The 21,361-nt window shown below is 40.8% G+C and carries 19 protein-coding genes and 1 rRNA gene; 6 read left to right on the forward strand and 14 right to left on the reverse strand.

Annotated elements, in window-relative coordinates:
* The 4 genes from CZ809_RS13710 to rluD all read right to left on the reverse strand — a co-directional run.
* Positions 1-115, reverse strand: a 16S ribosomal RNA gene (locus CZ809_RS13710); the annotation flags it as partial.
* A gap of 502 nt (positions 116-617) precedes the next feature.
* Entirely contained in the window at positions 618-3,197 is a 2,580-nt protein-coding gene (gene clpB, locus CZ809_RS13715; RefSeq protein ID WP_080158177.1) for an ATP-dependent chaperone ClpB, read from the reverse strand.
* 156 nt (positions 3,198-3,353) lie between these two features.
* Positions 3,354-4,082 (reverse strand): peptidoglycan editing factor PgeF, encoded by a 729-nt coding sequence (gene pgeF / locus CZ809_RS13720; RefSeq protein ID WP_080158178.1) that lies wholly within the window; start codon positions 4,080-4,082, stop codon positions 3,354-3,356.
* The gene (gene rluD / locus CZ809_RS13725; RefSeq protein WP_080158179.1) at positions 4,082-5,056 is read right to left on the reverse strand and encodes a 23S rRNA pseudouridine(1911/1915/1917) synthase RluD; all 975 of its coding nucleotides are present in this window, start codon (positions 5,054-5,056) and stop codon (positions 4,082-4,084) included. Before rluD ends, pgeF begins: the two co-directional genes overlap by 1 nt.
* Before the next feature lie 172 nt (positions 5,057-5,228).
* Between rluD and bamD the strand changes: the two genes are divergently transcribed.
* The 3 genes from bamD (at position 5,229) to pheA (ending at position 8,053) form a co-directional block, all read left to right on the forward strand.
* On the forward strand, positions 5,229-5,957 hold the full coding sequence (gene bamD, locus CZ809_RS13730) for an outer membrane protein assembly factor BamD (RefSeq protein ID WP_080158180.1): 729 nt from the start codon (positions 5,229-5,231) through the stop codon (positions 5,955-5,957).
* A 390-nt stretch (positions 5,958-6,347) separates the two neighbouring features.
* Positions 6,348-6,716 (forward strand): ribosome hibernation-promoting factor, HPF/YfiA family, encoded by a 369-nt coding sequence (gene hpf, locus CZ809_RS13735; RefSeq protein WP_080158181.1) that lies wholly within the window; start codon positions 6,348-6,350, stop codon positions 6,714-6,716.
* A gap of 158 nt (positions 6,717-6,874) precedes the next feature.
* A complete protein-coding gene (pheA, locus tag CZ809_RS13740; RefSeq protein ID WP_080158182.1) occupies positions 6,875-8,053 on the forward strand; it encodes a prephenate dehydratase in 1,179 nt (392 codons plus the stop codon).
* 98 nt (positions 8,054-8,151) lie between these two features.
* Here the strand turns inward: pheA and tyrA are convergent, their stop codons facing one another.
* A complete protein-coding gene (gene tyrA, locus CZ809_RS13745; protein ID WP_080158386.1) occupies positions 8,152-9,279 on the reverse strand; it encodes a bifunctional chorismate mutase/prephenate dehydrogenase in 1,128 nt (375 codons plus the stop codon).
* A gap of 47 nt (positions 9,280-9,326) precedes the next feature.
* On the reverse strand, positions 9,327-10,397 hold the full coding sequence (locus tag CZ809_RS13750; RefSeq protein ID WP_080158183.1) for a 3-deoxy-7-phosphoheptulonate synthase: 1,071 nt from the start codon (positions 10,395-10,397) through the stop codon (positions 9,327-9,329).
* Between the two features lie 371 nt (positions 10,398-10,768).
* Here CZ809_RS13750 and CZ809_RS13755 point away from each other — a divergent pair, with 371 nt between their 5' ends.
* Complete coding sequence (locus CZ809_RS13755; protein ID WP_080158184.1) at positions 10,769-12,256, forward strand: carbon starvation CstA family protein; 1,488 nt, start codon at positions 10,769-10,771, stop codon at positions 12,254-12,256.
* A gap of 126 nt (positions 12,257-12,382) precedes the next feature.
* On the opposite strand, the gene rplS is transcribed toward CZ809_RS13755, so the two are convergent.
* From rplS to ffh, 5 genes are all read right to left on the reverse strand, one after another.
* The gene (gene rplS, locus CZ809_RS13760; protein ID WP_080158185.1) at positions 12,383-12,736 is read right to left on the reverse strand and encodes a 50S ribosomal protein L19; all 354 of its coding nucleotides are present in this window, start codon (positions 12,734-12,736) and stop codon (positions 12,383-12,385) included.
* A 37-nt stretch (positions 12,737-12,773) separates the two neighbouring features.
* Positions 12,774-13,520: a tRNA (guanosine(37)-N1)-methyltransferase TrmD gene (trmD, locus tag CZ809_RS13765; RefSeq protein WP_080158186.1), complete on the reverse strand. Its 747-nt coding sequence runs from the start codon at positions 13,518-13,520 to the stop codon at positions 12,774-12,776.
* 26 nt (positions 13,521-13,546) lie between these two features.
* Positions 13,547-14,080: a ribosome maturation factor RimM gene (gene rimM / locus CZ809_RS13770; protein ID WP_080158187.1), complete on the reverse strand. Its 534-nt coding sequence runs from the start codon at positions 14,078-14,080 to the stop codon at positions 13,547-13,549.
* 27 nt (positions 14,081-14,107) lie between these two features.
* A complete protein-coding gene (rpsP, locus tag CZ809_RS13775; RefSeq protein WP_080158188.1) occupies positions 14,108-14,359 on the reverse strand; it encodes a 30S ribosomal protein S16 in 252 nt (83 codons plus the stop codon).
* Between the two features lie 170 nt (positions 14,360-14,529).
* On the reverse strand, positions 14,530-15,897 hold the full coding sequence (ffh, locus tag CZ809_RS13780) for a signal recognition particle protein (protein WP_080158189.1): 1,368 nt from the start codon (positions 15,895-15,897) through the stop codon (positions 14,530-14,532).
* 207 nt (positions 15,898-16,104) lie between these two features.
* Here ffh and CZ809_RS13785 point away from each other — a divergent pair, with 207 nt between their 5' ends.
* Entirely contained in the window at positions 16,105-16,902 is a 798-nt protein-coding gene (locus tag CZ809_RS13785; protein ID WP_080158190.1) for a cytochrome C assembly family protein, read from the forward strand.
* A gap of 123 nt (positions 16,903-17,025) precedes the next feature.
* Positions 17,026-18,336 (forward strand): HlyC/CorC family transporter, encoded by a 1,311-nt coding sequence (locus tag CZ809_RS13790; RefSeq protein WP_080158191.1) that lies wholly within the window; start codon positions 17,026-17,028, stop codon positions 18,334-18,336.
* 104 nt (positions 18,337-18,440) lie between these two features.
* On the opposite strand, the gene luxS is transcribed toward CZ809_RS13790, so the two are convergent.
* The 3 genes from luxS to gshA all read right to left on the reverse strand — a co-directional run bounded on the left by luxS (position 18,441) and on the right by gshA (position 21,302).
* Positions 18,441-18,959 (reverse strand): S-ribosylhomocysteine lyase, encoded by a 519-nt coding sequence (luxS, locus tag CZ809_RS13795; protein ID WP_080158192.1) that lies wholly within the window; start codon positions 18,957-18,959, stop codon positions 18,441-18,443.
* Positions 18,960-19,027: 68 nt separating this feature from the next.
* Positions 19,028-19,633 (reverse strand): transglycosylase SLT domain-containing protein, encoded by a 606-nt coding sequence (locus tag CZ809_RS13800; RefSeq protein WP_080158193.1) that lies wholly within the window; start codon positions 19,631-19,633, stop codon positions 19,028-19,030.
* Positions 19,634-19,712: 79 nt separating this feature from the next.
* Complete coding sequence (gene gshA / locus CZ809_RS13805; RefSeq protein WP_080158194.1) at positions 19,713-21,302, reverse strand: glutamate--cysteine ligase; 1,590 nt, start codon at positions 21,300-21,302, stop codon at positions 19,713-19,715.
* Between the last annotated feature and the right edge of the window lie 59 nt (positions 21,303-21,361).

The raw sequence follows: 21,361 nt of genomic DNA on the forward strand, positions 1-21,361 counted from the left end.
CCCGTCCGCCGCTCGTCAGCAAAGAAAGCAAGCTTTCTTTCTGTTACCGCTCGACTTGCATGTGTTAGGCCTGCCGCCAGCGTTCAATCTGAGCCATGATCAAACTCTTCAATTAAAGTTTTGTTGTCTCTTTCGAGACGGCTCAATGAATACTGACTTCAAAACTACCTTAGTAATTTTAAAGCTATTACCGCTTCTGTTTCTACAAAGAGGAACAGAATGGTAATGAATTGACTGTGCCAAATAACCGTAGTTATTTGTATTGGTCACTCAGTTCATTGATAAATCTTTCGACTTAACTATTCAACGAGTGCCCACACAGATTGCATGGTCAAATTGTTAAAGAACATACTGACTTTCGGTAACCGCTTGCGCCGTCGTCCGTGTCAGTGAGGTCGTATTATAGGGAGATTCTTGTTGCTGACAACCTTATTTTTATCTTTTTCTTTCGTTCGCTCAATCATTAACCCATAACGACAAATTACGACAAATAAAACAGCTTTCATTATAAATAGTGTTTATTTTTGACAAATTCCAATACTAAAAAAACGCCTTAGCACATGCATGCTAAGGCGTTTATTAACAATAATTGATTATTTTAAGCCATCATTTTTTAATTACGCTTGTTTAGCAACAATCTTATCGTCTGCTACTGACAGTACGATTGGTTTACCCGGCATAAATTTACCTGATAACAAATCTTGTGCTAATGGATTTTCAATATATTGCTGTATTGCACGTTTTAATGGACGCGCGCCAAATACAGGATCAAAACCAGCATCAGAAATTAACTCTAACGCACTCTCTTCAACCTCTAACTGGAAATCTTTCTCTGCTAAACGTTTTTCCAAGCGCGCAATTTGAATTGATGCAATATGCTTAATGTTCTCTTTACCCAATGGGTGGAACACAACTGTTTCATCAACTCGGTTAATGAATTCAGGGCGGAAATGTTGACCCACCACTTCCATCACTAATGCTTTGATACCCTCGTAGTCCAAACTACCAAAATGTTCTTGAATACGATCAGAACCCAAGTTAGACGTCATAATGATCACCGTATTGCGGAAATCAACCGTACGACCTTGGCCATCAGTTAAACGTCCATCATCTAATACCTGTAATAGAATATTAAATACATCTGGATGGGCTTTTTCAACTTCATCAAGCAAAATAACGGAATATGGACGACGACGAACCGCTTCAGTTAAATAACCACCTTCTTCATAACCAACATAACCTGGAGGCGCACCAACTAAACGTGCCACTGAGTGTTTTTCCATAAACTCAGACATGTCTATACGCACCATCGCATCTTCACTATCAAACATAAAGTTAGCTAGTGACTTACACAATTCAGTTTTACCTACACCCGTTGGGCCTAAAAATAAGAATGAACCGATTGGACGTTGAGGATCAGACAAACCTGCACGACTGCGACGAATCGCGTTAGCTACAGCTTCAACGGCTTCTTCTTGGCCAATAACACGATTATGTAGCTCATCTTCCATGCGCAATAACTTATCACGCTCACCTTCTAGCATCTTAGCAACCGGAATACCTGTCGCTTTAGAAAGTACATCGGCAATTTCAACATCGGTTACTTTATTTTTAAGTAACGTCATATCTTGCATTTCTGCTTGCGCCGCTAAATCTAGTTGCTTTTCAAGTTCAGGAATACGACCGTACTGTAACTCTGACATGCGATTTAGATCACCCGCTCGACGAGCAATTTCAACATCAGTACGGGCTTGTTCAAGCTCAGCTTTAATATGTTGAGTACCAGATAAAGAGGCTTTTTCAGCATTCCATACTTCTTCAAGTTCAGAATATTCACGCTCTTTAATATCCAATTCTTCAAGCAAATCACTTAACCGTTTTTGGCTAGCATCATCACTTTCTTTTTCTAATGCTTGCTGTTCAATCTTTAATTGAATAATACGGCGCTCTAAACGATCCATCGATTCTGGTTTAGAGTCAATTTGCATACGAATACTTGACGCTGCTTCATCGATAAGATCAATCGCCTTATCGGGCAATTGTCGATCTGAAATATAACGGTGAGATAATGTCGCCGCCGCTACAATCGCAGGATCGGTGATCTCTACATGGTGGTGAAGCTCATAACGTTCTTTTAGACCACGTAAAATAGCAATGGTATCTTCAACACTTGGCTCATCCACCAGCACTTTTTGGAAACGACGTTCCAACGCTGCATCTTTTTCTAAATACTGGCGGTATTCATTTAAGGTTGTCGCACCAACGCAGTGAAGCTCACCACGAGCAAGCGCAGGTTTTAGCATATTACCGGCATCCATTGAGCCTTCGCCTTTACCAGCGCCAACCATAGTATGGATTTCATCAATAAACAAAATTACGCGACCGTCTTCTTGAGACAGTTCGTTTAATACTGCTTTTAAACGTTCTTCAAATTCACCACGAAATTTAGCACCTGCAATCAAAGACCCCATATCTAATGATAATACGCGTTTGTCACGTAAGCCTTCTGGCACTTCACCATTAACAATCCGTTGCGCTAAACCTTCAACAATCGCCGTTTTACCCACACCCGGTTCACCAATGATCACGGGGTTATTTTTAGTACGACGTTGCAGAACTTGAATAGTACGACGAATTTCATCATCACGACCAATCACAGGATCTAATCGACCTTGCTCTGCACGTTCTGTTAAATCAATCGTATATTTAGCTAATGCTTGACGGTTTTCTTCTGCGTTTTGATCATCCACTTTTTGTCCACCACGAATTTGATCAATCGCTTTACTTATCTGATCTGCTTTTAAACCAAGTTCACGTAATAAATCCCCTACAGGGCCTTTATCATTATCAACCGCAGCTAAAATAAAGAGTTCTGACGAAATAAATTTATCATTACGTTTTTGTGCAAGCTTGTCACACATGTTTAATAACGTGCCCATGCTATTGGATAGTTGTACTTCACCACCAATACCTGTCACTTTTGGAATACGCTCTAGTATCTCACCCAAACGCGAACGAAGCTGAGTAGAATCTACATTCAAAAGGGTAAGTAAGGGACGTACTGTACTGCCTTCTTGGTTTAATAATGCAACCATAAGATGAGCAGGTTCAATGTACTGATGATCACGCCCTAAAGCTAATGACTGTGCATCAGAAATAGCGGCTTGGAACTTACTGGTAAATCGGTCAAGACGCATAGGTCCCCCAATAATAAATTTAATAACCTGTTACTAGTTATATGGTAGTTCGTAGGGGTTTTTCAAGGCTCTTAAAGCGCAAAATAATGCTGCAAAAAAAGCGGGTATATTGTTAGCCAATATACCCGCTTCTTATTTGTTATTAATACTGAAAAATTAACGCAGCCAAATCAATGAAGCTTGACGTCCAGTGACGGCTTGACGACGATAAGAATAAAACAACTCATCGTTATTAAACGTACAGTATTCACCGCCATAAATAGCGCTAATTCCGTGCTGTTGTAAGCGCTGTCGTGCTAATAAATATAAATTAGCTAGCCACTTATCACCATGAGCAATAAAAGCATCAGCAGCATTAGCGTCAACATCAATAAACTGCTCACGTACTTCACTGCCAACTTCAAACGCTGTCGGGCCGATTGCCGGTCCCATCCAAGCCATAATATCAGCACTAGGACAGGAAAATTTAGCAATGGCATTATCAATCACTCCGGCAGCAAGTCCCCGCCACCCAGCATGAACAGCTGCCACTTCAGTTCCTTGCTTATTACACAATAGAACAGGCAAACAGTCAGCCGTCATGATGGCACAGGCTAAGCCAGGCACACGGGTAAAACTACCATCAGCATCGATCACTTCTGTTAACGGCGTAGTAATATCAATCACAATCGGACTGTGAATTTGATTTAACCATGCTGGCTCTGCCGTTAACCAACAATGCTGTTTCAGTAATTGACGATTTGTTAGTACAGAACTGACATCATCCCCAACATGCAATCCCAAATTGAGTGCATTGTAGGGTGCAGAACTGACACCGCCAAAACGGGTTGTACTTACCGTTAACACATTCTCTGGAGCTGGCCAGTTAGGAATAATGGTTTGCATTAATAAATATCTTCGTTATTTTCAGCGTTGTCTTTACGTAAAATATCAATCATCGCAACCATGTCGTTTGGTAATGGTGCATGCCATTCCATTAACTCACCCGTCATTGGGTGTGATAGACGCAACATACGTGCGTGCAATGCTTGACGATCAAATGAACGTAACGCATGAATAAATTCATCAGATGCATGACGTGGCGGACGAGGACGACCACCGTAGATCACATCACCAATCAGCGGATGACTCATGTATGACATATGCACACGAATTTGGTGAGTACGACCGGTTTCTAGACGTAACACAATACGTGTATGCTCACGGAAACGCTCAGCAACACGGTAATGAGTAATTGCATCTTTACCTAGCTCATGTACTGCCATACAAATACGTTTAGTAGCATGACGCCCAATTGGTTTTTCAATCGTACCGCCGCCCGTCATTTGACCAATAGCAATTGCTTCATATTCACGGGTAATTTTACGTTTTTGTAGTGCGCGCACTAAACGTGTTTGTGCCTGAATAGTTTTAGCTACGACCATTAAGCCAGTCGTGTCTTTATCCAAACGGTGCACAATACCCACACGTGGTACTTCAGCCAATGCTGGGTAATGATATAACAGCGCATTTAGCACTGTGCCATCGGGTGTACCCGCACCTGGGTGAACCACAAAATCACGTGGCTTATTGATCACTAAAATGTCGTCATCTTCATAAACAACATCAAGTGGAAGGTCTTGCGCAATCCAGCGCATTTCATCTTCGATTTCGGCTTGAATAAATAATTCTTCACCACCCATCATTTTTGAACGTGGTTTGTTGTCAATTTTACCGTTTACTGAAACCATGTCCTTTAGAATCCACTCTTTGATACGAGAGCGGGAATAATCGGGATATAATTCAGCAATAACCTGATCAAGGCGCTTGCCTAGTTGGCTTTCGCTAACTGTATTTGTTAATTCTATTTGCTGTGCCATAACGAACTTTTTTAAAAAGCGTGAGACTAATTGCCATACGCTGCGTAAAATGTACCAAGCTTAATAAAACGATGCTTGATGTAAACTAATATAATGTCATTGTATCTGTTAACGGCTCAGTCCGTAATGGATCGAGCAAAATAAAATTTTTATCAAGGAAACTGACGCCGTAATGAAACGCCTGACAATATCAACTTTTCTTGCTGTAGCCTTGCTTTCAGGCTGTTCCAGTACTGAGAAAGTCATTCCTGATGTTCCACCATCAGACTTATATTCTACTGCCCAGCAAGCTTTGCAGAGCGGTAATTGGAATAATGCTATCGAGCGCCTAGAGGCAATGGACTCTCGTTATCCATTTGGTGCTTACTCAGATCAAGTACAATTAGATTTAATCTATGCCTACTACAAAAATGATGATTTGCCATTATCTCAAGCCACAATTGCGCGTTTTTTACGCTTAAATCCAACCCATCCACAAGCGGATTGGGTTTATTATATGCGTGGTCTAACGCACATGGCGCAAGATCGTAGCTTTATGCATGACATGTTCAATATTGATCGTTTTGATCGTGATCCAACCCCTTCACGCCAAGCATTTCGCGATTTTAAATACCTCTTAGAACGCTTCCCAGATAGTCAGTATGACGCAGATGCGAAAGCTCGCATGGTTTTTTTAAAAAACCAACTTGCTGAATATGATCTAGCTGTTGCTGATTTTTATGTGCGCCGTGAAGCATGGATTGCAGCGATCAACCGTTGCCAACAAGTACAACGCTTATACCCAGACACAAGTGCTGCACGTAAGTCACTATTACTTGAAAAAACAGCGTATGAGAAATTAAAACTGGATAAAGAAGTCTCTCGCACAGAAGCGATGATCAAACTTAACCCAGTAAAATAAAGACCATCACAATGCAGCAATAAAAAATGGCAGCTCAATGAGCTGCCATTTTTATGAATATGTTAATAATAAATATTTACGTCATTCAATAACGTTAAAACTCCAACCGCATAACTAGTGCACAAAAAACACTCAACAGATTGAAATAAAACGTATTTACTCCCTAGTTAGCACTAGCCACCAGCAATAAATCTTCCTCCATACTGCCTTAGTTTATCAATAAAGCTCAAGTGTTTTTTAGATACTTTTTTGCAACAAACCTACTTTGGTCACATTTTTTTCGCTAAAAAATCACTAACGACAACAGTGTGACACAGATCACGTTATTAGTTAGTAATTTTAGTAATCTGAAGTTAACCCAACGAAGGGTAGCAAACGAGGAAGATAAATATGACATTAGAAATCACTGGCAAAAACATCGATATCACCCCGGCTATCCGTGAGCGTTTTGAATTTAAATTCGATAAGTTAGAAAAACTTCAAGTACCGCTAATTAAAAAACATATCATGATTAGCAAAGAGCCAAGCAAGCTATTTAAAATTGAGGCCTCTGTTAGCATTGCTGGAGGACAATTAGTCGCTTCTGCAGAGCATGAAGACTTGTTTGGTGCGATTACAGATCTTTACCAAAAACTTGATCGCCAATTGAAGAAACAAGCTCACAAACCAAATGCACGTCGTGCAAGTCATAGCGAAAAACCAGCAGAAGCTGAAGATACAACTGAATATGATGACGAAGTAGAATTTGATGAAGCATAATCGTTAATGATTAAGAGGATTTAAAACAGCCCTGCCAATGCAGGGCTGTTTGCTTTGGGCTTGACAAAAAAAGCCACCCTGCCTAATGTGGATTGCAATGATAAAACGATAATATGCCGCTTTCAGGTTTAAGAAAGCCGATCATAATAGGGATCGCTATGACCGATAACACACGCTCTTCATTGGATGAGATTCGCAATAATGTCACTCGTATCGATAATGCATTATTAGCACTTTTGGCTGAACGACGCACACTAAGTCTTGAAGTCGCTAAAAGTAAAATTGATACCGCTAAACCCGTTCGTGATCAAGCACGTGAGCAAGCATTGCTATTACGCTTAATCGACACGGGAAAAGAACATCAACTTGATCCGCTATACGTTACTCAAATTTTTCACACCATCATTGAAGATTCGGTTCTCTATCAACAAGCTTACTTACAGCGCTTACTTAATCCAGAAAATGCTTCCCCAACAGCACGAGTCTCTTTTTTAGGTGCCAAGGGATCATATTCACACCTTGCAAGCCGCAATTATTTTAGCCGCAAACAAACCCAATTAGTGGAAATTAGCTGTTCATGTTTTCGAGATATCGTCAATGAAGTAGAAACAGGTCATGCCGATTATGGTGTACTACCAATAGAAAACACCAGCTCGGGCTCAATCAATGAAGTGTATGACTTATTACAACACACCAGTTTATCAATCGTCGGGGAAATAACCCAGCCAATAGAACATTGCTTATTGACTGCTGTTGATACACAAATAGAACAAATAGACACCCTATATTCTCATCCTCAACCCCATCAGCAATGCAGCGAATTCCTTCATGGAATGGGAAAAATTAATCAACAATATTGCCCAAGTACTGCCGATGCTATGTTGACGGTTGCTGAGCTAAAACAACCTAATATTGCGGCTATTGGTAATGCGTCTAGTGGTGAAATTTACGGTTTAACCCCAATTAAAACCAACATTGCTAACCAACAAGAAAATTTTACCCGTTTTATTGTTGTTGCCCGTAAGCCCGTTAGCGTCAATTCATTAATTCCAGCTAAAACAACATTGATTATGTCAACCGCACAAGCTGCGGGCTCATTAGTTGAATGTTTAGTGGTGCTTCGTAATGCCAAAATAAATATGACTAAACTGGAATCTCGCCCAGTCATTGGTAATCCATGGGAAGAAATGTTCTATGTTGATGTCGAGATCAATTTAAAAGATCCACTAATGCAACAAGTCTTAGAAGAGCTCACCCGCTTAACCCGCTTTATTAAAGTCTTAGGCTGTTACCCGAGTGAAAATGTGACCCCGACTGAAGTTGAATTCAGCGAATAATAATACTGAGGAAAGTGCATATTAGCGTCATTAAAAAAGCCCACCTTCATGATTAAACGTGGGCTTTTTAGTAAGTAAGTTCTGAAATTGAACGCTATTTATTTATGTCGAGTTGAATCATTCGCCTGTCTAAGTAGTCCTTGGCTCTCGACTAAAAAATGCTGTGCATAGTCACCAAACCAATGCTCAACCTGCCCAAAAGCTTGTTTAAAGGCCACTTTATCTTGGCGCTCTAACATATCAATTGCTTCACCAAAACGCTGATGGAAACGTTTGATCATCGCTAAGTTCTGAGGTGCTGACATAATAATATCAGCATATAACTGCGCATCTTGAGCAAATAACCGTCCAACCATGGCAAGTTCTAAGCGGTAAATCGGCGAGCTTAGTGACATCAATTGTTCTATTTTTGGGTCTTCTTCGGCTAAATGAACCCCATAAACGAACGAGGTAAAGTGACGTAAAGCTTGAATCAACGTCATCCCCTGATCATGTTCAATCGCACTAATACGGTTTAATGATGCTCCCCAAATCTGAATCTGCTCCAACAACCATTGGTAACTTTCAGGGTTACGGCCATCACAGTAAACAACCACTTGCTTGGCTAAACTTGGAATATCAGGGCCAAACATTGGATGTAAACCAACCACAGGCCCTGAGTGCACTTCTAACATCGCTTGCAGTGGGCCACTTTTAACCGACGTAAGATCAGTGAGAATACAATCATCAGGCAAATTACCTAATTTGGTAATGATTGCTTCTGTCATATGAATTGGGACAGAAACAACCACCATTCCCGCATCATGCAATATCTCATCTGCTCGATCCCAGTCTTGGCTACCGAGTAAACGTACTTGGTAACCAGACAAGGTAAATAGACGTTGGAACAATTGCCCAAGTTGACCATAACCACCAATAATCACAATTGGACGTAATTGCGGATTTAAACATTTAAACCCAGAGTCATTTTCACTGGAATATGATTCTCGCATCGTGCGCCGTAACACATCTTCAATCAGATCAGCAGGTACACCTTTTGACTCTGCTTCTTGACGGCGAGATGCCAACATTGCCGCTTCACGATCAGGGGCATAAATAGGCAATCCATGTTGGCTCTTAACAACACCAACTTGTTCGACTAACGCTAAACGGCGCGCTAATAGCTCCACCATTTGACGATCAACATCGTCTATTTGATCTCTTAATATGCTTAACTCAGCAACCATGACTTTTGACATCCGTATTTATCCAACTGCAACTATAATGCAAAGGGTTATTTAATTCTATTTTGTAGAAACGGCACTAACTCTTGATGGGCTTTTCGTAATACTTGTTCTGTTGTTTCCCAACTAATACACGCATCGGTAATTGAGACCCCGTAAGCCATATCTTGTAATGGTAAATCTGCGCTTTGACTCCCTTCATTAAGGTGACTTTCAATCATTAAACCAATAATTGAACGATTGCCTTCTCGAATTTGATGAATCACATCTGTCGCGACTAAAGGCTGACGCTGATAATCTTTAAGAGAGTTTGCGTGGCTACAGTCTATCATCAGCGATGGCGTCAGACCTGAGACTGTCATTTCTGTTTCGCACTCAGCCACTGATACAGAATCATAATTGGTTTGTTTACCACCACGTAAAATAACATGACCATCAGGATTACCTTGCGTTGCAAGTAGAGCAACTTGTCCATTAGGATTAATCCCCATGAACTTATGTCCAGATGCTGCCGCTTGCATTGCATTAATAGCCGTCGCTAAGCTGCCATCAGTGCCATTTTTGAATCCGACTGGCATCGATAATCCGCTCGCCATCTCACGGTGTGTTTGTGACTCAGTAGTGCGAGCACCAATAGCAGACCAGCTAAACAAGTCACCTAAATATTGGGGGCTGATCGGATCAAGAGCTTCAGTCGCAACAGGTATTCCCTCTTCAACTAAATCAATCAGTAATTGACGCCCAATATGTAGCCCTTCTTCAATTTCAAACGAACCGTCAAGATAAGGATCGTTAATTAATCCTTTCCAACCCACTGTTGTACGCGGTTTTTCAAAGTACACCCGCATCACAATATAAAGCTGGTCATCTAATTCAGCCGCCAAGCGTTTTAACTTTTGAGCATATGCTTTCGCTTGTTCAATATCATGAATCGAGCACGGCCCACATACCACCAATAAGCGATGATCGCGATGATGAATAATATCGGCAATCGTTTGACGTGACTGCTCAATAAATGCCAACGCCGTACTAGATACTGCCATCTTACGTTTCAATTGTGCAGGCGTAATTAATACGGATTCTTCTGCAATATGAATGTTGTTTAAGCCATCTTTTTCCATCAGTGATCTCTGCCAGTTATAAATATTCTATCACCAACATAACAACTGCATCATCACCTTTGCAACAACTTGTAAACATAAAATGCCATTTGTAAACTTTTATTTACAAATGGCATTCTAATTGGTTTCACAACTTTTTATTATGACAGCTATCTCAAACGCTATTGAATTAAAAATACATCAACAGCTATACCACATTAAAAACGTGCTTATATTAGCAAATATCGAGAGAAGTTATTATTGAACACTAATGCATATCACATTCATAACATTATCTTAAGAAGCTAAAAATTGAAACCATTACACTGGTTGGCAGCAGAAATAATGCAATCCCTTTTAGTTGAGTCACACATTAGATAACGAGGATATATATGGCGTGGTTTTTACTCTGTGTTGCTGCCCTAATTGGCGGCTATTTTATTTATGGTAGCTTTATTGAAAAAGTCTTTGGTGTAAATGTTAACCGCCAAACTCCCGCTTATACCAAGCAAGATGGAGTCGATTATGTCCCGATGTCTAATAATAAAGTCTACTTGGTGCAGCTATTAAACATTGCGGGGGTCGGTCCTATATTTGGTCCGATTATGGGCGCACTTTACGGCCCGGCGGCAATGTTATGGATTGTTCTAGGCTGTATTTTTGCGGGCGCCGTCCACGATTATTTCTCAGGCATGCTTTCAGTTCGTAACGGTGGCGCATCAGTCCCCACATTAACAGGACGCTACTTGGGTAACGGTGCAAAACATTTTATGAATATCTTTGCTATCGTACTGTTACTGCTTGTGGGGGTTGTATTTGTTTCAGCACCAGCAGGAATGATCACTAATTTAATTAACGATCAAACTAACTTAAATGTCTCGATGACCACCATGGTTGTGATTATTTTTAGTTACTATATTTTGGCAACAATTGTACCGGTAGATAAAATCATTGGCCGTTTTTATCCTTTCTTTGGCGCATTACTGATTTTTATGTCCGTAGGTTTAATCACCGCTATTGGCATTTCAGATGAACACGAATTATTAGGCGGTTTTGAAATTAGTCATATGTTCACCAACATGAACCCTAATGACTTACCATTATGGCCAGCGCTGTTTATCACCATTGCTTGTGGTGCAATTTCAGGTTTTCATGCCACCCAATCTCCATTAATGGCACGCTGCATTGAAAACGAACAAAATGGTCGATTTATTTTTTATGGTGCCATGATTGGGGAAGGTATTATTGCGCTAATTTGGTGTGCACTAGCGCTATCATTCTTTGGTTCAATTGAAGCACTCTCTGACGCCGTCGCTAACGGTGGTCCCGGTAATGTAGTCTATAGCTCATCGTTTGGCTTGTTAGGCGTTTTTGGTGGCATCATTGCCTTTCTTGGAGTGGTAATTTTGCCGATCACTTCGGGTGATACTGCATTCCGTTCTAGCCGTTTAATTTTGGCTGAATATTTCAATATGGATCAAAAGCCATTACGTAATCGTTTATTAATGGCCATGCCACTGTTTGTATTAGGCGCCATTTTAACCCAAGTCGATTTTGCGATTATTTGGCGTTACTTTGGCTTTGCAAACCAAACCACAGCTGTAATGATGTTATGGACAGCATCGGCTTATCTATTACGACTTGATAAATTACATTGGGTAGCAACCATTCCTGCAATGTTCATGACCACGGTATGTATCTGTTTTATTCTCAATAACGATCAACTGGGCTTTGGCTTGCCAATGGCGGTATCTACCATTATCGCCATGATAGCGACAATCGGTATTACATTGATGATCATTAAAAAATCACAAGGTAAAGGCGTGATTGATTGTGATGAAGAGCAGCCAACAACGTCTCCTTTATCGTCAAAAAGCTAACCTCTGGTAACTAACAGATAGCAATACAAATAAACCAGTGCTTAGCGCTGGTTTTTCTTTACTCAAATTTAAAGTAAAAAAAAGCCCACCATATAGGTGGGCTTTTCGATAAACGTCAGACGCTTATTATTTCTTAGTAAGCTTCTCGCGGATACGTGCTGATTTACCAGAACGCTCACGTAGGTAGTACAACTTGGCACGACGTACTGCACCACGACGTTTAACAGTAATGCTGTCAACTACTGGAGAGTGAGTTTGGAACGCACGCTCAACGCCTTCACCGTTCGACATTTTACGAACAGTAAATGCTGAATGTAGACCACGGTTACGGATTGCGATTACAACGCCTTCAAAAGCCTGTAGACGCTCACGGTCACCTTCTTTTACCTTAACTTGTACAACAACAGTGTCACCTGGTGCGAAAGTCGGTAGGTCTGTTTTTAGTTGCTCTTGCTCAAGAGCTTTAATGATGTTACTCATTTGGTATATACCCTAGAATAAACTGATACTAAATTAATTAAATGCTTGCTTTATATTCGCGGATAAATTCCGCGAGCAAGAATTCCTGATCGTCAGTCAGAGCTAGGTTTTCCAGGAGCTCTGGTCTTCTCAGCCATGTACGGCCTAACGATTGCTTTAATCGCCAGCGACTAATTTCTTTATGATTGCCAGACATTAATACCGCAGGTACTTCATGCCCGTCCAACAATTCAGGTCTTGTATAATGAGGACAATCTAACCAACCATTTGCAAAAGAATCTTCTTCTGCTGACGCAAAATCACCCAGTACACCCGGAACAAACCGAACCACTGCATCAATCAACGTCATGGCAGGTAATTCGCCACCCGTTAACACAAAATCACCGATAGACCATTCTTCGTCTACCTCTTGCTGGATAATGCGCTCATCAACCCCTTCATAGCGACCACAGATAAGAATTAAATTCTCTGTCTGCGCTAACTCCTCAACACCAGCTTGATCCAGCTTACGGCCTTGAGGGGAAAGGTAGATTACTTTAGCCTGACCTTTTGCAGACTTTTTGGCAGTGTGAATGGCATCGCGCAAAGGCTGTACCATCATTAACATACCTGGTCCACCACCATACGGTCGATCATCCACCGTACGATGTTTGTCGTGCGTAAAATCACGAGGATTCCACGTATCAACACTCAAAAGGCCTTTTTTTACCGCCTGGCCTGTTACCCCATAATTGGTAATGGTAGAGAACATTTCAGGAAAAAGACTGATTACTCCAACCCACATATGCTCACTCGCTTAATTACCGGAGGTTAAAACTCAGGATCCCAGTCAACTTCGATCCGCTGAGCAGTGCGATCAATCAACTTGATGACCTGCTCATCGAGGAACGGGATTAAACGTTCCTTCTGTCCGAAAGCATCCTTAAGATTTGCCTTAACAACTAACACGTCGTTTGAACCTGTTTCCAGGATATCAGTGACTTTACCTAGGTCGTAACCTTCAGTAGTGACAACTGACATACCAAACAACTCACGCCAGTAGAATTCTTCATCTGACAATGCGGGTAGTTGATCAGCCAAAACTGCTACTTCAACATTAGTGAAAACTTGTGCATCCTCGCGGATATCCATGCCTTCTAGTTTAGCAACAAGACCTTGACCGTGGCGTTTCCATGATTCAACATGGATTTCCGTCCACTCGCCTTTGATTTTAATCATCCAAGGGGTGTAGGAAAAAATACTTTCAGATTGTTCGGTGTAGGAAAAAACTTTGAGCCAACCCTTGATACCGTAGGTGGCACCCAGTTTACCGACAATAATGTGGTCTTGGTTTTTAATACTCATCGTTTTTCTCTTGTACCTAAGTACTAATTAAGCTACAGCTTTAGCTGCATCTTTGATTAGTTTAGCTACACGATCAGTCGCAGATGCGCCTTGACCTAACCAGTGGTTTACGCGATCTAGATCTAAACGTAAACGCTCTTCTTGACCCTTAGCTAGTGGGTTGAAGAAACCGATTTGCTCGATGTTTGCGCCGTCACGTGGAGCACGTGCGTCAGCAACAACGATTTGATAGAATGGACGCTTCTTAGCGCCGTGACGTGCCAAACGAATGGTTACCATATCGTCCTCTTTGCATTACTGTAAATTAAATGACCCCGCTATAATAACGAGGTCCGTGCCAAAATAAAGCCTCGGAATTTTACCCTTTGGGGCGACGAATGCAACTGCTTTAGTTACTTTTTCACCGTTTAAGTAGAATAAAAGCTTTAAAACCATTAAAAATCAGACTATTAACGGCCTGGGAACATACCGCCACCAGGCATCATGCCTTTCATTTGACGCATCATATTCTTCATTCCACCCTTTTGCATCTTTTTCATCATCTTTTGCATCTGGGTAAATTGCTTCAATAAACGGTTCACATCTTGTACTTGAGTACCAGAACCAGCAGCAATACGCTTCTTACGTGAGCCTTTAATTAACTCAGGTCGAGCACGTTCGCCTTTCGTCATTGAATTGATGATAGCTTCCATTTGCATGAAGATTTTATCGTCAACTTTATCTTTCATATCACCGGGTAATTGCGACATACCAGGAAGTTTGTCGAGCATGCCCATCATGCCGCCCATGTTTTTCATTTGCTGAAGCTGGCTACGGAAATCTTCAAGATCAAACCCTTTTTTATCTTTAAATTTCTTAGCTAATTTTTCTGCTTCTTTTTTATCAACGTTACGTTCTAGATCTTCGATCAACGATAAAACGTCACCCATACCTAAAATACGGGAAGCAACACGGTCAGGATGGAACGGTTCTAAAGCATCTGTTTTTTCACCGACACCTAAAAACTTAATTGGTTTACCTGTAATATGACGTACAGATAATGCCGCACCACCACGTGCATCACCATCAACCTTGGTTAAAATAACACCGGTTAGTGGCAATGCATCATTAAATGCTTTCGCTGTATTGGCCGCATCTTGACCCGTCATGGCATCAACCACGAACAAGGTTTCAACCGGATTTAGCGCTTGATGGATGTCTTTGATCTCACCCATCATTTCTTCATCAACGTGCAAACGGCCTGCGGTATCGACAATTACCACATCATAGAACTTGGTTTTTCCGTGTTCTAGCGCTGCTTTTACAATCGTTAATGGTTTTTGCTCAACGCTTGATGGGAAGAAATCCACACCAACATCGGTTGCCAATGTTTCAAGCTGTTTGATTGCCGCTGGGCGGTAAACATCGGCAGAAACAACCAAAACTTTCTTTTTGTCACGCTCTTTTAAAAGCTTACCTAATTTACCTACACTGGTGGTTTTACCCGCACCTTGTAAACCAGCCATTAAGATAACAGCAGGCGGTTGGCAGCTTAAATCAAGTGCTTCATTGCCTTCGCCCATTACAGATTCTAGTTCAGATTGAACAATCTTAATGAACTCTTGGCCAGGCGTGAGGCTTTTTGATACTTCAGTACCTACTGCACGCTCTTTTACACGCTTAACGAATTCGCGAACAACAGGTAGCGCAACGTCGGCTTCGAGTAATGCCATCCGCACTTCACGCAAGGTATCCTTTATATTGTCATCCGTAAGACGACCACGGCCGCTGACATTTTTAAGCGTTCGCGATAAACGCTCGGTTAAATTTTCGAACATGTGGTGCTACTCGCTCGTTACGCAACTCAATCAAAATTGCAAAATTATCAAAATTACTGCAAGTATACCGCAAAAAAGCTCGGTCTTTCATGTAAACCCACAGCTCTTTTTGGGATTACATTGGCGACGAAGGTTTGAGCAGGGTATAATTGCTGCCTCTAAATATTAAAAATAGCTATTCGTTACTAAGGAGCTCTCTGGTTGACTATGGACATGCTAATTGCCATCCCTGCAGTATGCTTTTATATCATTGCACTGCTGCTTGTTGTCCCAGGACTTGCTAACAATAATGGTATTAAAACTCAACCGGTTTTTATTACCGCCATTATTGCTATTGCCTTACATTTGCTATTACTTAAAGATCTTATTTTTGCCACAACGGGTCAAAACCTCAGTATCCTTAACGTTGCATCACTGATTAGCGTTATTGTTGCCAGTTTAACCACGCTTGCAATGTTAAAAATGCGGATTTGGTTCCTATTACCTGTTGTATACAGCTTTGCTGCGATTAACTTGTTTGCCGCCACTATGTTACCTGGTGCCTTTATTACCCATTTAGAAGCCCAACCGCAAGCTTTAGTGCATATTTCTATCGCATTGTTCTCATATTCAACGCTAATGATCGCAACTTTATATGCGTTACAACTGGCTTGGCTTGATCATAAATTAAAGCATAAAAAAAGCTTACAGATTAATCCTAACATTCCACCATTAATGATGGTAGAGCGCCAACTTTTCAAGATCATTATCGTCGGTTATAGTTTATTAACCGTCACACTGATCAGCGGCTACTTCTTTATTGGCGACATTATTGCCCAAGGTAAAACCCATAAAGCCATTCTATCTTTACTGGCTTGGATAATTTACAGCGTACTGTTATGGGGACATTACCGCCAAGGCTGGCGCGGGCGTAAAGTCGTTTGGTTTAGCCTCGCCGGTGCTTTTTTACTGACATTAGCCTATTTCGGAAGCCGTTTTGTCAAAGAAATTATCATTGGTAGCTAGTTACGCTACAGACACCTAAATTATTGCTACACTTATTTTTATAATAGCTGCTGCTTTATCTATATATTGTTCAGTTATTCAATGACTAACAATATTTGCTTAATCTGTTAAGGACTGCCCCTTTTGGACCAAATTTCCACAGGCTTATTATTTGCTTTACTTGCTCTTATGATCATCATTTCAGCTTACTTTTCAAGTTCTGAAACGGGAATGATGACCCTCAACCGTTATAAGTTACGCCACCTTGCCAGTCAAGGACATAAAGGGGCTCAGCGAGTAGAGAAACTCCTTTCACGTACCGACCGTTTATTAGGCTTAATTCTGATCGGTAATAACCTGGTTAATATTATTGCATCAGCCATTGCGACCATTATTGGCATGCGCCTTTACGGTGATGCTGGCGTCGCTATTGCAACGGCAGTATTGACTATTGTGATCCTTGTTTTTGCTGAAGTAACACCAAAAACAGTAGCAGCACTGTATCCAGAAAAAGTCTCTTATACTAGCAGCATCTTACTTAACATATTAATGAAATTACTCTACCCATTAGTATGGTTTGTTAATGGCATTACGAATGGCTTCTTGTTTATTCTAGGTGTCAAAAAAGATAACGATACCGCATCAAATATTAACTCTGAAGAGCTGCGTACTATTGTTAATGAAGCGGGTTCACTGATCCCTCGTCGTCACCAAGATATGTTGATTTCTATTCTTGATTTAGAAAATGTCACCGTAGAAGAGTTAATGATTCCCCGCAATGAAATCGCGGCGATCAATGTCAATGATGATTGGAAATCCATTGTGCGCCAGTTAAGCCATTCGGCACATGGCCGTATTGTCTTATATCGCGACAGTATTGATGAGGTGGTTGGTATGTTACGTGTCCGTGAAGCCTACCGCTTAATGATGGATAAGAATGATTTCAGCAAAGAAAACCTACTGCGTGCCGCTGATGAAGTGTATTTCATTCCAGAAGGTACACCGCTCAATATTCAGCTATTAAAGTTTCAACGCAATAAAGAGCGTATCGGTTTAATTGTTGATGAATACGGTGATATTCAAGGTTTAATCACTGTTGAAGATATTCTAGAAGAGATCGTCGGCGAGTTTACCACCTCAATTGCACCTACGCTGGCCGAAGAGATTACCTTACAAAAAGATGGTAGCTTATTAATTGAAGGCAGTGCCAATATTCGCGACCTTAATAAGAGCTTAAACTGGCAATTACCAACAGATGGGCCTCGTACATTAAATGGCTTTATTCTTGAACATTTAGAATATATTCCAGATGAAAAGATCAAAGTTGATATTAACGGTCATAAAATGGAAATCATTGAGGTTGCTGGTAATATGATTAAATTAGTGAAAGTATTGCCGACAAACAATAATCCAGAGAAGCAATCTAAAACAGAACAAAAGCTTAACAACCACTGATCGCACTAGTTTTAATTAATAATCAAAGAAATAGTACTTAAAGAAGAAAGCCGCATTATGATTTTATACACAATGCGGCTTTTTTTAGTATTCAATATTTGTGATTATTTTACGTGTAACTGCTGCAACATTGCTTCAGGTAAAGCAAGAGCATCATTTTTATTGACCTCAATACCCGCATTGATAATCGCAGTTGCAATCGCTTTTGCTTCTGTTAACGAATGCATACTATAAGTACCGCATTGGTATTCATTGAGCTCAGGTATCTGCTCTTGAGTCGCGACGGCTAGCACATCGTTCATTGCCGCCAACCAAGCTTGAGCAACAGTTTGTTCGGTTGGTGTGCCAATCAAGCTCATGTAAAAACCGGTACGACATCCCATCGGTGAAATATCAATAATTTCCACGGTGGCTGAATTTAGGTGTTGACGCATAAAGCCTGCATACAAATGCTCTAACGTGTGAATACCACGCTCACTGAGAATATCGGCATTAGGACGACAAAAACGCAAATCAAACACGGTAATCGTATCGCCTTTAGGGGTTTGCATGGTCTTGGCGATCCGAACTGCTGGCGCATGCATTTTAGTGTGATCGACAGTAAAGCTATCAAGTAACGGCATTGCTTACTTCTCCTTGTCTTAAAAATAAATCCTAGCACCTAATTACTGCAGTGCATATTCCAATTAACCTACCACCAACTTTTATTGTTATCGAGCTCTTTGCGGCATTGTTTTAGTTGCCAGCCGTAGTTTTTTGATTGCTGTTCAACCTTACGAGCGACTTTCATTAACCACGGTTTACTTCGATAAGTACCGCGTTTATAACCACCACGGCCATCGTGATAAGCTAAATATTGTCCATACGCATCCCATTTAGAAACACCTAATTGACGTTGTGTTTCATGGGTATACCAACCAATAAATTGTATTGCATCATCAAAACTACTGCGTGAACCACCATGCCCAGTGTGTTTTTGAAAATCAGCCCATGCAGGATCTTGCGCTTGCGCATACCCATACGCACTACTCACCCGTCCCCATGGAATAAATCCAAGCACATAGTCTTTAGGCGGTAATGCATCATGACGGTAACTACTTTCTTGCTTCATGATTGCCATCACAACATTAATCGGCGTACCCCATTTTTGCTGCATATCGACAGCATCTTCATACCAATCAGGGTATTGACGAAAGATGCTGCATAAATTTGATTGGTTACTTGGCGGTGGTGTCGCACAACCACTCACAATCAAAGCCACCACTGTCAGTAATAATAATCGTACACGTAAGCGCATTTTTTACCTTATATTATTAATCACGAATTTTGATCAAAAAAAAGCTGACACTTAGAAAATGTCAGCTTGATATGATGTCTTATTTGGTTAACATCGGTATTTCTACATCAACATCTGCAAAATAATCTGCTAAGAACTCATCAAATGAAAGTGTGTCACTTTGTTCAATCTGATGTTGTTTAATCACCGATGCCGCCACCTCTTGCTCAAACGTCGCTTGATCATAAAAACGGAATGCTTGTTGTGCTAATTGCTTCGCATGCGCCGTTGCATAATAATCACCAAGAGGACCAATACCTTGATAAGTTTTGATCTGATCAAGTAGCTTAGCTGAAAACGTTAACTGTGGATCTTCGATCCAAGTTAATAAGCGTTGGTGAGTTTGCTGGTATTTATCGTTACCGTATAAACCATCGAGTGTAATCGCAACTTGCTCTAATTCAGCAAAAACACGACGTCCCCATGCTTTAAGCAGTAGTTCTTCACCATGACAACCAATTTTAAGCAGTAATTCTGGATTACGGCCATCAACAACCACTTTATTCCAATTCTCACGCCAACATGCTAATTCACAATCAGTCATATCAGGCGAGGGTGTTAGTGTTGCCCAGATTAAAAATAGATCAAGAAAACGCACCTGATCTTCATCAATACCAATCGGACTAAATGGGTTCACATCAAGTGAACGCACTTCAATATACTCGACACCGGCACGCTTTAATGCTTCTGATGGTTTTTCACCACTTTTAGCTACACGCTTAGGACGAATAGGGGCATACAACTCATTTTCTATTTGTAATACATTGCTGTTGAGTTGCTGACGTTTACCATCAACCATCACTCCTAACTCAGAAAATTCTTCCGATGGGGTGTGAATAGCACTGTTAAGTCCGGTTAAATATTGGTCAATACTATTGAATCCAATTTTCAACGAGCTTTGGGCGTGGTTGGTATAGCCTAAATCACTTAACCGTAATGCAGTTGCATTCTCTAAAAAGTAAGTACCTTTACCTACTTTTTCAAATGATGCTTTTAATGCTTCATTTTGAATAAATGAACCACATAGCGCAGGTGATGACCCAAATAAATACGGGATTAACCATCCAAAACGATAGTAGTTACGAATCAAACCAAAGTACGCATCAGAAACTGAGTCTTGGCGTTGCTGCTCTGTTTGATCGCCAAATAGACTATCCCAAAAAGTATCAGGGAAAGAAAAATTAAAATGCACCCCAGAGATAATTTGCATCACACTACCGTAACGGCGTTTTAAACCTTCACGGTAAAGCGTTTTCATTTGACCAGTATTTGAACTGCCGTACTGTGCTAATTCAATCTCATCCTGGTCACCAACAAAACATGGCATAGACATCGGCCATAAGCGCTCGCCAGCCATATGGCTTAATGAAAACTTATGAATATCGTCTAATTGTGCAAGTAGATCGTCAACATCACGAGAAACTGGCGTAATGAATTCTAATAAGGATTCAGCAAAATCAGTGGTGATCCACTTATTCGTTAATGCCGAACCTAAAGCTGTAGGATGTGGCAATGAAGAGACTTGTAGATCTTCTGTGATACGCAAAGACTCACGCTCAAGACCACGCCCTAACTGTGTTAATGCTTCAGGATTTTTGGCAACCTGTTGCAACCTTTCGGAAAAAGTCATGAAGGCTATTCTCGTTGTTATCTAATTGAAGAAAACAGGGTAATCATTATTTAACAGGA

This window comes from Photobacterium piscicola, assembly GCF_900166965.1.
In the GTDB taxonomy this organism is placed as follows: Bacteria; Pseudomonadota; Gammaproteobacteria; order Enterobacterales; family Vibrionaceae; genus Photobacterium; species Photobacterium piscicola.